At 37.5% G+C, this 14552-nt stretch carries 11 protein-coding genes, 1 pseudogene and 1 riboswitch; of the genes and pseudogenes, 3 read left to right on the top strand and 9 right to left on the bottom strand.

All coding sequences use genetic code 11. The features are described from left to right. Positions 1-52: 52 nt before the first annotated feature. From ACM26V_RS05420 to ACM26V_RS05395, 6 genes are all read right to left on the bottom strand, one after another. Positions 53-1570, bottom strand: a complete 1518-nt coding sequence (locus ACM26V_RS05420) for a PH domain-containing protein (RefSeq protein ID WP_416150415.1) — start codon at positions 1568-1570, stop codon at positions 53-55. Further along, positions 1570-2064 carry a PH domain-containing protein gene (locus ACM26V_RS05415; protein ID WP_416150414.1) on the bottom strand — a complete coding sequence of 165 codons (495 nt, stop codon included), beginning with the start codon at positions 2062-2064 and terminating at the stop codon, positions 1570-1572. Before ACM26V_RS05415 ends, ACM26V_RS05420 begins: the two co-directional genes overlap by 1 nt. A gap of 105 nt (positions 2065-2169) precedes the next feature. Next, a complete protein-coding gene (gene queE / locus ACM26V_RS05410) occupies positions 2170-2901 on the bottom strand; it encodes a 7-carboxy-7-deazaguanine synthase QueE (RefSeq protein ID WP_416150413.1) in 732 nt (243 codons plus the stop codon). Then, positions 2894-3376, bottom strand: coding sequence for a 6-carboxytetrahydropterin synthase QueD (gene queD / locus ACM26V_RS05405; RefSeq protein WP_416151794.1), 483 nt, complete (start codon positions 3374-3376; stop codon positions 2894-2896). Before queD ends, queE begins: the two co-directional genes overlap by 8 nt. Positions 3377-3455: 79 nt before the next feature. After that, positions 3456-4109, bottom strand: a complete 654-nt coding sequence (gene queC, locus ACM26V_RS05400; protein ID WP_416150412.1) for a 7-cyano-7-deazaguanine synthase QueC — start codon at positions 4107-4109, stop codon at positions 3456-3458. A gap of 81 nt (positions 4110-4190) precedes the next feature. After that, positions 4191-4236: riboswitch (PreQ1 riboswitch) on the bottom strand. A gap of 79 nt (positions 4237-4315) precedes the next feature. Next, on the bottom strand, positions 4316-5290 hold the full coding sequence (locus tag ACM26V_RS05395; protein WP_416150411.1) for an aldo/keto reductase family protein: 975 nt from the start codon (positions 5288-5290) through the stop codon (positions 4316-4318). A gap of 246 nt (positions 5291-5536) precedes the next feature. On the opposite strand from ACM26V_RS05395, the gene ACM26V_RS05390 reads away from it, so the two are divergent. Together ACM26V_RS05390 and ACM26V_RS05385 are read left to right on the top strand one after the other, a co-directional pair. Beyond that, positions 5537-6991, top strand: coding sequence for a SulP family inorganic anion transporter (locus ACM26V_RS05390; RefSeq protein WP_416151793.1), 1455 nt, complete (start codon positions 5537-5539; stop codon positions 6989-6991). A 14-nt stretch (positions 6992-7005) separates the two neighbouring features. Continuing rightward, positions 7006-7419 carry a universal stress protein gene (locus tag ACM26V_RS05385; protein ID WP_416150410.1) on the top strand — a complete coding sequence of 138 codons (414 nt, stop codon included), beginning with the start codon at positions 7006-7008 and terminating at the stop codon, positions 7417-7419. A 47-nt stretch (positions 7420-7466) separates the two neighbouring features. Here the strand turns inward: ACM26V_RS05385 and ACM26V_RS05380 are convergent, their stop codons facing one another. Then, positions 7467-7829, bottom strand: a complete 363-nt coding sequence (locus tag ACM26V_RS05380) for a nucleotide excision repair endonuclease (protein WP_416150409.1) — start codon at positions 7827-7829, stop codon at positions 7467-7469. Positions 7830-8200: 371 nt separating this feature from the next. Here ACM26V_RS05380 and guaC point away from each other — a divergent pair, with 371 nt between their 5' ends. After that, positions 8201-9184 carry a GMP reductase gene (gene guaC, locus ACM26V_RS05375; RefSeq protein ID WP_416150408.1) on the top strand — a complete coding sequence of 328 codons (984 nt, stop codon included), beginning with the start codon at positions 8201-8203 and terminating at the stop codon, positions 9182-9184. Between the two features lie 114 nt (positions 9185-9298). On the opposite strand, the gene ACM26V_RS05370 is transcribed toward guaC, so the two are convergent. Both ACM26V_RS05370 and ACM26V_RS05365 read right to left on the bottom strand, forming a co-directional pair. After that, positions 9299-9637 carry an LPXTG cell wall anchor domain-containing protein gene (locus ACM26V_RS05370; RefSeq protein WP_416151792.1) on the bottom strand — a complete coding sequence of 113 codons (339 nt, stop codon included), beginning with the start codon at positions 9635-9637 and terminating at the stop codon, positions 9299-9301. A gap of 2571 nt (positions 9638-12208) precedes the next feature. Next, positions 12209-14518 (bottom strand): annotated as a pseudogene (locus ACM26V_RS05365) (rhamnogalacturonan lyase); the annotation flags it as partial. Between the last annotated feature and the right edge of the window lie 34 nt (positions 14519-14552).

Below are 14552 nucleotides of genomic sequence, written 5' to 3'. Positions count from 1 at the left end.
CCTTTCCTACTAAAATTTTGGCCTTATCAGTATTAGAAATTTGATACTCCAATTATTTTAATTTAATCTCATTTCGACGTTCGACGTACCATGAATAAAATCTTCCCGCAAGCTCTGCTGGTATGTCGTCAATACTTGCGTGGTGGACTGGTTGCGCTCGGTTAATTGTTCCAATCGAAGAAAGGCCAAGTATCTTCTGTGTAAAGGTGCGCGTTACCGTTACTTCAACAATTTTTCTTCTTTTCGAAACGAATAAATTAGTGGATAGACTACCATTTTTTAATTGAATAAAATGATCATTCAAGATGTATCTAGTATTTAAGAAATCAAGCACTCTTAATAAACAAATAAATAGTAAGAAACATCCCGATAGAATCCACCATGCTTGTTCTAAATTAAAAACTGATGGCTGGAAATAATATAATATCATCGTTAAAATTATCCACAACCAACTAGGTTTTAACATGCGAATCGCCAGCGATTTTTTCGGAAGACGGCTCATTTTTTCTGTCACTTCATAAGAAGGTAACATCTCAGAAATCAGTTCATACGCTTTTTTAACTGGTAAAAACGGATAAAGGCTGTTAATTTCAAGTTGCTCATCATCAGTATTTAGATTACCCGCACTCGTCAACTTTACAGCTGCAAGTCCGAGTATCCGCTTCATAGGCGATTGCGTAATTTCGATTGCTTGTACCTTTTCTTTTGCTATTGAAAATCTTGTTTCATCGATGACACCTTTTCTGATATAGATCCGTTCATCGTCTGAAGAAATTTCATATTTTCCATATTTCAAATATGTGCGAACAATTCCAAACGTAATTGAAACTAAAACGAGTACTACGATAATCAGTGTAACAATCCACCAAGAACTCATCATAGTTGAAATAATCCCTTCTGTTCTCTCACCAATATTGAAAATTTGATTTGTTTCCGAATAGATAGAACCAACTACAGGAATCAAAAGTAGAAAACTAAATGATGTAAACGATGCCTTATAAATGTCTTTTTTTGTTGGATTAAAGTGAATCGTTCGGGTACTGGTCAATTCATCTTTGCTATCTATATCTGAGGTTTCCGTAATAATCATCACGTCTGAGATTGAACTCGCCACCTCATCTTTTGCAGTGGAATTCCCTACCAACTCTTCTAATCTATCTGCTTCCTTTAAAGATATAACATTAAAAATTACGGCATCATCACTTCCAGCCATACTCGTTTCAAAACGTATAGACGTCTTCTTAAATATACGATGAAATAATGATGTTCTGCGGTTTACATTTTGAATTTTAGAAAAAGGAATAATGATTTTCGTTTTTATGAAGCGACCTTTATATAAATGAAAGGATTGATCTTCAATCTTGTATTTATGTGTTACCCACTTCAATATAATCGATACAAACGAGATTCCGCCGAATAAATAAAAAGCAATCCGTCCATATGTAGTGAAAGCTGATTCCGAACCAAATCTAATGATAAATAAATAAATCACCATGAAAAATGAGGTTTTTGCAAGCCCCCATAGATTAAATAAAATACTGAGTGAGTGGTATCGTTTGGCATTTTTCATTATTCCAATTCCTCAATTTTTGCATAATGAGCAATTTGATCTCTCACATCAAAAGCGATATCTTCCGGTAAGTTTGGAATGGCGTGGGAGGACCCCATTGTTTGAATTGATAGCGAATACAGACCATACTTCCTAAGAATAGGACCTTGATTCGTTGAAACGGATTGTATTTTTGTCATCGGAACGAGGTGATGCTCTTCGATAAATGCACCTGATTTCAGTTGCAAAAACTCTTCTCCTACATCGTAACGCCAGTTTTTATAAAGAAGTGAAGGTTTGATAAAAATACCCCAAATAGCAGATAGGACAGAATACACGGTTATTGCAATGAGCAACCACCCGATCCACACTTTCCATGAGTACAAATAATCAAGATAAAATAAAACTCCTAGAACTACGAATCCAACAACGTTAATGAAAAATTCATTAATCATCCATATTTTGACTGAGTTTTTAGATAACCTTTTCTGAGGCGCATCAATTTGCGAATACATAAAATCACTCCCATACTTCTATCTACTTATTTACGTCAAAAAACTAAAAAGGTTCCATAAAAAAGCACCTGCTATACAGGTACCAAATTGTTGCTTACAATCTATTTATACCCCTCTTTTATTCCCCCAAAGTAACGTGTGTAATTGTGGAAGAACTCGTGCATCATTTAACGCTTGCTCACCGAGAGTTTTATTAATCAGCCACTGATACTTTTCTAATAAACGCTCAGTCAATTCCTGATTATCAATCGCTCCTACATCACTATTTCCTAATTGTAAGTAAAATGGAATCTGAGGATACCGAGTCGTGATCTTCTTCGCATAATTGAAATCTTCGTCATTAAATACAACAACTTTTAAACTTGTATTTGCTTGTCTATCTCCCTCAACCAATTTCAAAATAATCGAATCTAATACGGAATAATCTGTTTTCATTTTTGAACTCGGAGGTTTTGGAGAAATCGTTAAGTCATCGACAAGAAGAAACCAGTCTTGCCAGACACTTCCTTGCGTTTCAATAGCCACATCAATTTGAGACTCTTTTAATCTATCAATCAGCTGAACGAGGTGTTTTAATAAGGCTGGATTACCGCCTGAGATCGTGACGTGAGAAAAGTTGTCCTTTGCTAATTCGTTTAATCGCAGCCAAATCTCATCCGCTGTCATTGGAACAATGTCATCTTTTGCACTGCCGTCCCATGTAAAAGCAGAATCACACCAATCACAGGAATAATCACACCCAGCCGTTCGAACAAACATCGTTTTCTTACCAATGACCATTCCTTCACCTTGAATCGTGGGACCAAATATCTCTAATACAGGAATGTTATTACTCAATCTCCATCCACTCCCGTCTTGCTTCAGCATAACTAGTAGGGGTTTCAAATAATCTCACAAACTCAACGCGCGCCCCTTGTTCTTCACTTAGAGACTTCTTGCTTACCAACGCATCAGCCATTTGTTCATAAATCCATACAACCATATTTTCTGCTGTCGTATTCATCGCTGGAAGTGTTTCATTAATATAACGGTGATCAAGATGAATTTCGATCTCATTCTTCCAAATTTCTTTGATGTCCCCAAAGTCGATCATCAGACCTGTCGAATCGACAAATCCACTAATCGCAAAAATAACTTTATACGTGTGACCATGCAGATTCTTACACTTCCCTTCATAACAATGTAGGTGGTGTGCGGCATCGAATGTAAATTCTTTACTGACCATCACACGTTTTGAATGGTATTTCAGTTGATCTTTTTGTATATCTTTATCTATTTTTTCGAGCTTGTCGACAATTTTAAATCCATACATGTAATTCACTCTTTTCATTTAGGCTTTGTTATCGTTATATTTTTATGATGTTTGCTTCTTCCCGCCAAAGAAGTAGACCTTAAACAGCCTTTTCTTTTAGATACGTATTCAACCCTTTTTTTCGTAATACACACGCCGGGCAGTCTCCGCAACCATCAGCAACAATTCCGTTGTAACACGTTAATGTTTTGTTGCGGACAAACTCAAATGCGCCTAGTTCATCTGCCAGTTTCCAAGTCTCAGCTTTATCCAACCACATCAGCGGTGTATCAATCACAAAAGGATGATCCATTGACAGGTTCAACGTGACATTCATCGACTTCACAAAGATATCTCGACAGTCAGGATAGCCACTAAAATCTGTTTCACATACTCCTGTAACGATATGATTTGCACCCACCTGTTTACCTAATATGGAAGCAAACGATAAAAACAACATATTTCTTCCTTCAACAAATGTTGATGGTAGCTCTCCATCTTTTTCTTCAATGTCAATATCTTCTCTTGTCAATGCACTTGGTGACAATTGATTTAACAATGACATATCTAACACTGTATTTTTCACACCTAATTCCTCGGCAATATTTTGAGCGACTTCAATTTCCAATTGATGTCTCTGATTATAATTAAACGTTACAGTTTCGACCTCTTTAAAATGTTTCATGGCCCAAAACAAACATGTCGTACTATCTTGGCCCCCGCTAAAGACGACCAGTGCTTTTTCATTTTTCAACTTTCTCCACTCTCCTCTAAGTAATTTGAAAAGGTCTGAACACGAAAAACACCATACCCCTAAGGATATGGTGAAAGAAACAGTCCCTTAGTTTTTTATAGAGGGTATTAGCTAGAACCTCTCCCGATCGATCGGATTTTCATGAAATTATATATTAACTTTAAATGATTACACGGTGTTAATCAAGTATACGTTGTTTATATTCGCTACCTTAAAGGAGCAAAATCTTCTACCTTCTTTAAAACTCGTTCTATTTCCTCTAAGACATCTGGAGATAGGTCAACTTCGACAGCCTCTACATTCTCCACAATTTGATCCGGTTTGCTTGCACCTATAATCGCTGAACTTACATTTGGTTGACGAAGAACCCAAGCTAAAGATAATTGCGACAAGGAGATCCCAGACTCTTCTGCAATTCCTTGAAGTTCTTGCACTGCCAAAAGAACATTCTCTTGTAAATAGCTTTTTATAACTCCATTCACATTATCATTTGCCGCTCTACTATCTTTCGGAAGTTCCATACCTGGTTTGTATTTCCCTGTTAAAATTCCTTGTGCAAGTGGTGAAAAGACGATTTGACCAAGTCCATTTTTCTCACTAACTTGTAGCACTTCTTTTTCGATATAGCGTTCGAACATATTATATATAGGTTGATTGGAAATAAGCGGCCGTAAATGTAGACGATTACTAATTTCACTAGCATAAGTAATTTGAACCCCAGTCCATTCACTCACTGCCGAATAGAGTATTTTCCCTTGTGAAGTTAAATCATCCAACGCCCGCAATGTCTCTTCTAAAGGTGTTTCCTCGTCAAAACGATGACAAAAATAGATATCAAGATAATCTACACCTAATCGTTTTAAACTGGCATCACATTGTTCGATAATATGTTTTCTCGATAATCCTCTGTCATTTGGTCCATCTCCCATTGGGAAGAACACCTTTGATGAGAGCACATAACTTGATCGAGTATACCCTTTCAATGCGGCACCAATCGCTTCTTCTCCAGCCCCACGATTGTAGGCGTTTGCAGTATCAAAAAAATTGATACCATTCTCAAAAGCCGTTTTTACGCACGCATCTGCGGCCTTCTGTTCTGCTGCCGTTCCATATGTAAGCCAACTACCTAAACCAATTTCACTTATTTTCACACCACTATTACCAATACGTCTATATTTCATTTACACATCGTCCCCTTTTATAGAATACATACAAGTGCATTTTTAGTAACCACTGTAATTATACGTTATTACCATTGTTAAATTAAACTGTTAGAACTTCATTTTATTATAATACTCAAGATTGAATTCGTTCTCATAGTAGGGAAAATATTCTGCAAAAAAATTTTCCATTTACTTATCTGATGTAAATCAGAATAACAACTCTGATCCCTCGAATAATAAACAGGACGATTTATTTAGAGGATGATGGTTATGAATGCTTTAAAAGAGACTTGGTTATTCAATTCAAAAGGCGATATTTTAGCTGGAATCGTCGTTGCCCTTGCTTTAATTCCTGAAGCGATTGCTTTCTCGATTATCGCTGGTGTTGATCCAATGGTTGGGTTATATGCCTCGTTTATTATTTCTGTCGTTATCGCTTTCGTTGGCGGAAGGGCAGGAATGATTTCTGGTGCTACTGGTGCTATGGCATTACTGATGGTTGATCTCGTCGCACAATATGGTCTTGAGTATTTACTAGCAGCTACGATAATGACTGGCATTTTACAAATTATATTTGGCGTTTTCAAACTCGCAAGGTACATGAAATTTATTCCGCGATCCGTCATGGTCGGATTTGTAAATTCTTTAGCGATTCTAATTTTCATGTCGCAAATCCCTCATTTATTTGGTGATAATTGGATAGTAACAGCTGTAGCTATATCAACTCTTGCTATCATCTATCTATTCCCTTATATAACAAAGGCAGTCCCATCAACACTGGTAGCAATTGTTGCTGTTACGGCATTTGCAATGTTTTCTGGGTTGAATGTCTTCACTGTCGGTGACATGGGCACATTAACGCGAACATTACCTATATTTCTTTTGCCGCAAGTAGCTTTTTCATATGAAACATTATCAATTATTTTTCCATACGCGCTAGCACTAACGGTCGTAGGTATCTTGGAATCTCTTCTAACAGCAGCAATTGTTGATGATATGACAGATACTCCTAGTAATAAAAATAAGGAGAGTAGAGGTCAAGGCATCTCCAATATCTTGACTGGATGCTTTGGAGGAATGGCTGGTTGTGCGATGATCGGACAATCCGTTATTAATGTTAAATCAGGTGGAAAAGGAAGACTTTCTTCTTTAGTCGCTGGTATTGTCCTTATCTTATTAATTATTCTATTAGGCAACATCGTCGTACAAATTCCAATGGCAGCACTAGCAGGTGTGATGGTGATGGTGTCAATTAGTACGTTTGATTGGAATTCCTTGAAAACATTACGGATTGTTCCAGTCACAGATGCAATTGTCATGGTTGTAACTGTCGTGGTTGTTGTTCTTACACACGACCTTTCGATAGGTGTTTTTGCAGGTATCTTATTAAGTGCGATTTTCTTCGTATCTAAAATTTCAAAGATAACAATTGAAAGCAAGTACGATGAGAAAAAAGCAAAGCGAACGTACGTCATTCAAGGCCAGTTGTTCTTTGCCTCTGTCACTGATCCTATAGATGAATTTGATTTCAAAGAAGATTTAAAGACGGTGGAACTTAACTTGACATATGCTCATATTTGGGATGATTCTGCCGTCGCTGCATTGGAAAAGATAGTAGCGAAGTTTGAGGAAAACGGAACAGGTGTAGAAATTACCGGTCTAAATGAAGCTAGTTCAATGTTAGTGGAAAAATTGAGGCATAAACTAAATAGTCACTAAAAGGAGGGCGTATTTTGTTCAAAAATATTTTACTTGCCACCGACGGGTCAGAACATGCACTACGTGCCGCTGAAAAAGCAATTGAGGTTGCAAACTGCAACTCAGAATCAATTATTCACATTGTTTATGCAATCGAGAATTCTAAATCAGATGTATTAAGCAATTGGAATACAGCAGGTGCTAAAGAAAAGCGCGAAGAAAAAGTCAAACCAACCGAAGAAAAAATGATAGCTGCTGGTATTCAGTACAAGGTCGAATTTTTACAAGGCGAACCAGGTCCATCAATTGTTGCTTTTGCAGATAAACACAATTTTGATGTTGTCATCATTGGAAGTAGAGGGCTTAGTGGTATTCAAGGACTAGTGCTTGGCAGTGTTAGCCATAAAGTAGCTAAAAGAGCTCATTGTGCCGTTCTGATAATCAAATAAAAAAGCAATAAGCGTGGTATCATCGATCCGCTTATTGCTTTTTTATATTATTTTTGTTTATAGAATACTTTGTCAACATTGTATTTTGCTTGAAGTGTATTCACGATATATGTTTCATAAATTTCTCGTTCCATTGGGTCATCAACGATACAAACGTCAATTTTAGTTATTTCATTTCGATGATTTTTCATCACAGAGACCGAATCTTCAAAATGTTTTTTAATACGCTGTCTTATCTTTCTTGCTTTCCCTACAAATAATAGTTCATTATCGGCATTATAAAACATAAAAATGCCACCTTTTTCTCTCGTTATTTGGTGGAAATCTGTAAACCCATAAGTATTACTTTCCTCTGGTGAATCTTTTTTAATAATCGTAAGATCCGGTTTTGGTATCGTTACTTTTATCATATACATCACTTCCTTTTCATTCTGTACATAGTATCATATACCTCTAATAATATTGTAACCGATAAATACACGTTTGATAACAAATGTGAACGATGGAACAATCAAAACCGAGTAAACTCTATCATTCACTTAGAAAGATATTTACAATCAGCACACCTATCACTTTTATTATAACTGATTCCTTGCTGTTACGTAGTTAAAACGAAAAATTTAGATTCGTAATAATTCGAAACGTTATTTAAAATTATGTCACATTCATTCAACAAGTACCTAAAACCTTTGACATACTAGAAATAATGATGTAAATTATCTTATGGACGAACAATATAAAAAGATTCGAATTAAACATTCGTTTTTTAGGAGTGATACTTATGGATAACGCGTTTGATTATGAAGACATTCAACTAATTCCTGCAAAATGTATCGTAAAGAGCCGATCTGAGTGTGATACAAGTGTAACCTTAGGTAAACATACCTTTAAATTACCGGTAGTACCAGCAAACATGCAAACAATTGTTGACGAAAAAATCGCTATTTTTTTAGCCGAAAATAATTACTTCTATATAATGCATCGGTTTGAACCTCAAATAAGACAATCATTTATCGAGGATATGCACCATCGCGGACTTTACTCCTCTATTAGTGTTGGAGTAAAGGAAGATGAATATAAATTTGTTCAACAACTAGCAGACGAGAATCTTTCTCCGGATTATATTACGATTGATATTGCACATGGGCATTCCAATGAAGTGATCGATATGATTGGCTATATCAAGAAACTCTTACCAAATAGTTTTCTTATTGCAGGAAATGTTGGAACTCCTGAAGCAGTAAGAGAATTAGAACATGCTGGTGCAGATGCAACAAAGGTAGGTATCGGCCCAGGAAAAGTCTGTATTACAAAGCTTAAAACAGGATTTGGTACGGGGGGTTGGCAATTAGCTGCACTACGTTGGTGTGCAAAAGCTGCAAGTAAACCTATTATTGCTGACGGAGGTATTCGAACGAATGGAGATGTCGCTAAATCCGTTAGATTTGGCGCCTCAATGGTAATGATTGGTTCGTTATTTGCAGGACACGAAGAATCTCCTGGAGAAACGTTTGAAAAAGAAGGTAAACGTTTCAAAGAATACTTTGGTTCTGCTTCTGAATTTCAAAAAGGTGAAAAGAAAAATGTTGAAGGTAAAAAAATGTTTGTCGAACATAAAGGTTCCTTAGTTGACACACTGGAAGAAATGGAGCAAGATCTTCAATCTGCCATCTCTTATGCAGGCGGGAACAAGCTAGAACATATCCGACAAGTCGATTATGTAATTGTTAAGAACTCGATTTTTAACGGTGATAAGGTTTATTAATCAACTACATCAAACGAAGTACATCTAGTTATGATAAAAAATAAGACGCTAAGACGACCAATCAAGGTCGTCTTAGCGTCTATTAATGCTGCCTAATTCTCCAACTAGACTAATCTAGTTATCAGTTACATTTTTTCTTTTTCTGAAATAAACGACGCTGCCAATACTACCACCTACTATTAGAAGTAACATCCCTAACAGTAAGAAGTTAAATGAATTTGTCGCAGTATCAGGTAAAGTCTCGCCACCTTTTGTTATTGGTTTCGTTTCTGACGGTTCGGTTTTAGTTTCGGTAACTTTTTCTACCACTTCGACTTTTGTCTCTTTAGTAGAATCGTCATCACTTTCTGAATCTTCCACTGAAGGGTCACCGTTGTTGTTATCACCATTATCAGATCCATCATCTGAATCAGTAATAGTATCTTTCAAACTTTGAACTTCTGCTAACAGCATGTTTAATAACCCTTCTAACTCAGAATTTGTTATTAATAAATCTTGATACTTAGTTTGAAGTTCGGTAATTTCTAATTCAAGATCTTCGACTTTCTTTTCAAGATCATCCACATTTGAGTTATTTTCTAATTCTTTGATTCTTTCATTTAAATTATCTATTTGATCTTTTAAATCTTTTAGTTCTGGTGATGTCTCTGGTTCAGGCTCTGGGACAACTTCACCAGGTTCTTCTTCAATTGTTTCTAATACTGCGAAACTACTAAAGTGGCTTGTTGAACCTTCAACAAAACCTTCTGCATTGTAAGAACCACCAATGACCTTCCATTCACCATCTTTCAAATTATAAATCTTCAGTTCACTTGTATCTACTCCCTCAGGTAGATCGTTAATTGGTATTTCAAGTTTAACAAGTTTCTCACCAAAATTATCGCTATCAATACCCTCTCCTGTAATCGAAAAAGTGTAATGATCACTTAAAACTTTATCACCTTTTTCCGTAGTATTCGGATCAGATATCGATAAACTAAATCTAACTTCCCCAGAAGCACCTTCAAAAAGTCCGGCTGGGAAGATAACCTTCACAGTTTTACCAAGGTCATTTGTAGATACAATTAACAATGATGCTTGTTTTGATTTAATAATATCTGCATCAAGTGTTATTTCTGAGTCATAGTTGGTCACATCAACTTGAATCTCTTCTCCTTCACTTAAATCTTCTTCGTTAATTTCTACTTTTCCATCTACGTTCGGTACGTATATTTTAGGTTCGTCATCAACTGGATCTTCTTCAACAATTTCAAGTTGTTCGATTGCCTGTTGAAGTTTAAATATATGAAGTTGAAGCTTTGCCTCTGTATCAATACTTTCATCATCTAATGCTGCTTCAACTAAAGTAACTTTCTCTTGGAGAATCATGCGAGATGTCTCTGTATATATTTCATCCTCTAGTAAATTTATCGCTTCATCAAGCAATTCTTCTAATTCATCAAGAATTATTTCTACTTCAGGATCAGTCATTTCCAAAGCTGTGATCGCTTCATTTAAGGCATTTGTCCATTCTAGAACATCTTCTTCTGACAGAATTTCTTCATCAGCTAAAGCGGCCTCCGTTGCCTCAATAACGTCAAGAAGATTCTCGTAAGAAGGTTCTGTATAGACACTTTCTTCATTATTGATCTCTTTTGCATGACTGAGTAATGCTTGTAATTCAGTGAGATCTACTTCAGGTTCTGGTTCAACTTTCTCAACCAAAGCTTCAATTGCCGCTTGTAAATTCGCAATCGCTGCATTTAGTTCTTCTTCTGAATCAATGGTTTCATAGTCTGCTTCGACAGTATTTATTGCAGCCAATAAAACATCTAAAGATTCTTCTGTATATAAATCCACTTCGTTAGATAATCCATCTGCTTCCTCAAGAAGTTTATCTAATGTAGTAAAGTCCAATTCAGGCTCGACAGGATCTACTTCAAGTGGTCGTTGATAATAAATTTCTAACGCATTGAGACGTTGGCTCACGCCAATTTCAAGCTGACCATTTACGACATGAACTTCCGCTATTGCAACATCGAATGACCCTCCAGGTGAATTGGTCCTCGCAATCTCTTCTCCTTCTACCGTAAAGATTGATGAATTGCTAGCGTTATTTAGAAAATCTCCTGTTACAAAATGAAGTTCATACACGCCATCACGTAAATCGACAATAAATTGGTAGCCCCCACCGATGACAAAATCACCACGGATCGGATCAGGTTCAACTCGATCACGAGCATCAACAGTACCAGCTAATCCATACCCGATTTCTGCATCGTATACTAGATTACTAGCCACTTGCTTATAGCCATAACCAACTGGACTATTAGGTTCTCCAAAGTCAAACTTAACTTGAAAATCATTGACATTAACAATTTCAACGGCATTAACACGAGCCCATGACCCAAAAAATGCTATATTTAGTTGGCCATCCTCAACTTGGACCGTTTCATTGTATTCAATAAATTGACCTGGTTCCGTTCGGACTCCCCCGTAAGACTCTCCACCTTCAAGTGTGAAAGATGCGTCATCACTATCCGTTTGTGCACCAGCTATTATACGAACGTCATAAGCTCCATCTGGAACATCTACAACAAATTCTGCTCCATTTGCAAGAACAAAATCACGTCGTAAATCGTCTGGTTCTCCTTGATCACGAAACCCATCCGCTTCATTGATAAAGCCAAAACCACTTTCTTCTGAGTAAATAGTGCTTGGTGATATTCCTTCATACCCGTTAGCTGTTGGGGTATTTCCCCCTCCAAAATCAAAACGCCAACCTGGACCTAAATCGACAATTTCTTCTAATTGATCTATCGCTGTTTGTAGTGCATTAATCGCTGCATAAAGCTGAGGCTGAAATTGTATCGTTTCTCTCGATTCCTCTGCCGCTTTAATTCCGTCTTGCAAATGACTGTAGGAAGCATCCGTATAATATCCTCCCTCATTATCTATCGCTTTTGCATCAGAAATAAGATCATCTAATACACTAAAATCTAATTCCGGTCCTTCTTCTTCTATAAACTCCAGCTCTCCGCCACTATTTGGCACTGTAACGTGTTTCCAATCAATATCTGATGCGAAATAGAAACTCGGATAAGATGGTTGATTGTAACTGATATTTTGCCAAGCAATACCTGTGCGATATTGACTATCGTGCATTAAAGTGAAAAGTTTCCGATCTGTTTCTTCTGTATTTAAGTATATACGAATCGCATTACTATCTGTTGTTCGCACAAGAAGTTCTTCTCGCCAATCACCGAAAACATCAGCAACAAGTGACGGATTCCCTTTCGTTCCGTTATTTGTTCTTGTCCCATCTGCTGTTAGCATACGTCCATTCTCCCAATCATCGATCGCAGGTGTTTGATCACCTGACCCATGGATTGTTTGTGTAGCCATATCGGCTGTCCATTTAATGGTCATATTTGTGCCAGGTTGGCTTCCATTTAAACTTTCGCCATTCGCACTTAATAATCCTCGTGCCCAAACTTCTAAACCTCGTTGGCCACGAACAACGTCACCAACCATTCCACGTCCTTCATCTCTCCCAGTGAATTCCCCGAAGAGGACCTCACTATTTTCTGCTTTACGTAGAGCATAGCCATATGGCGCCCAAGGACCACCCTCAAATACAGAAAATATTTCTAATCCTGGTCTGTCCGGATTAATATCTGCCACGTGAAGAGCATCTCCGTGCCCTAATTTCGCTTCCTGACCCGGCGCAGCACTTCCGTCTGGTAGTATTCCCATCCCACCGTATAGAAGCGTACCATCATGATCAATGGTTGCTCCACCATAAATAATTTCATGATTTCCATCACCATCTACATCAGCGACACTAAGTTGGTGATTCCCTTGGCCAGCAAGAGCCTCAAATCCTTCTACAGTACCAATTCCTCCGTGAGGCCCATCATTAAATGGGTTACTCATTGGAACATGTCCACTATCTGCTACCCATCCTTCTTTGAGTTGTTCGCCGTTCCAGTCATATGCTACTAAAGCTGTCCGCGTATAATATCCTCTTGCAAATATCGCGGAAGGTGACTCACCATTTAAATAAGCGACCCCACCTAGAAAACGATCAACTCTGTTTCCTGGTTCAATTCGAGACATCGCATAATCGCCCCATAGAAGACCGTCATCTTCACGTCCAGGGTTGTAATCTATCGTCTCGAGTTCTTTACCTGACTCCCCCTCAAAAACTGTTAAATATTCTGGTCCTGAAATGATAAATCCTTCAAAGTGACGAAGGTCATTTCTTTCACTGCGAGAAGGCGCATACACATCAATAAAATAATCCGCTAACGCTTTAGCATCCTCTTCAGATAAAGGATAATCATATTGTTTGTCATTACCGAAGCTCTCTTCCAATGTTTCAGGCCAATTACCTGCGACGACTTCATCATGTTCATGCCAAGTAAGGAACATGTCTACAACATGATCATAGTATTCATCCGCACTCTTACGGTAATCATCCCCGTGACTAATTCCGTTTGCCTCATCTTCTCCAGAAATAGTAATATACTCCTCAGAAGAGACATCTCCATTTTCATCATAATGAATAATTTTCGTTCCAGGTGCTGTCTTAAACATCAATTCTGACTTACCATTTCCATCAAAATCATATACTAAAAACTGTGTATAATGAGCACCTGATCGAATATTAACTCCTAAGTCAATTCGATATAACAATTCCCCATCAAAGGTGTAGGTGTCAATATATGTGTTACCTGTGTAGCCAACCTGTGACACATCTTTTGAATTAGAAGGGTCCCATTTTACGATATATTCATATTGACCATCACCTGTGACATCACCAACACTCATATCATTAGCACTATAAGTATATTCCTCACCAGCAGGAGTAACCCCATCAGCAGGTTTTTTTAATGGAAGATCATAATAAGAACCCTCCCAAGCTGTTACTGTTTCACTAATTTCTCCAATTTCATTGCCATCAACGATAGCGCTTACATAATATTCAGACTCAAGCGTTCCATCTACATCCAAGAAGTTTGTGCTTGTCACAACCGTATCTATTAATTCCCCATCACGATAAACGTTAAAATCAGTACCTCGCATGCCAAAATCAGAATAACCCGTAATTTCATCAGATAGTACTCGCCAGCTTAAAAACACTCCTTCAGAGGTTTTAGCTGCTACAAGACCACGATCAAGATCTTCCAATTGCACATCTAAGGTCCGTCCTTGACTTGATCGAACGGGTTCTGACACAATCGGATCTTCTCCATCAACGACAGCTGCAACTTTGAAATAGTAAGGAACATGTGTCGAACGATCATATGTGAAAGATTCCTCGCTTACTGTCCCTATTAGCTGGTACTCCATCGTCTCTGTATCTTTTGTAGCCCAATACACATGA

The sequence above is a fragment of the Salipaludibacillus sp. HK11 genome (assembly GCF_047795645.1).
In the GTDB taxonomy this organism is placed as follows: domain Bacteria; phylum Bacillota; class Bacilli; order Bacillales; family Salisediminibacteriaceae; genus Salipaludibacillus.
The sequence above is the reverse complement of the archived record's forward strand: the minus strand, read 5'-3'. Positions and strand labels throughout refer to the sequence as shown.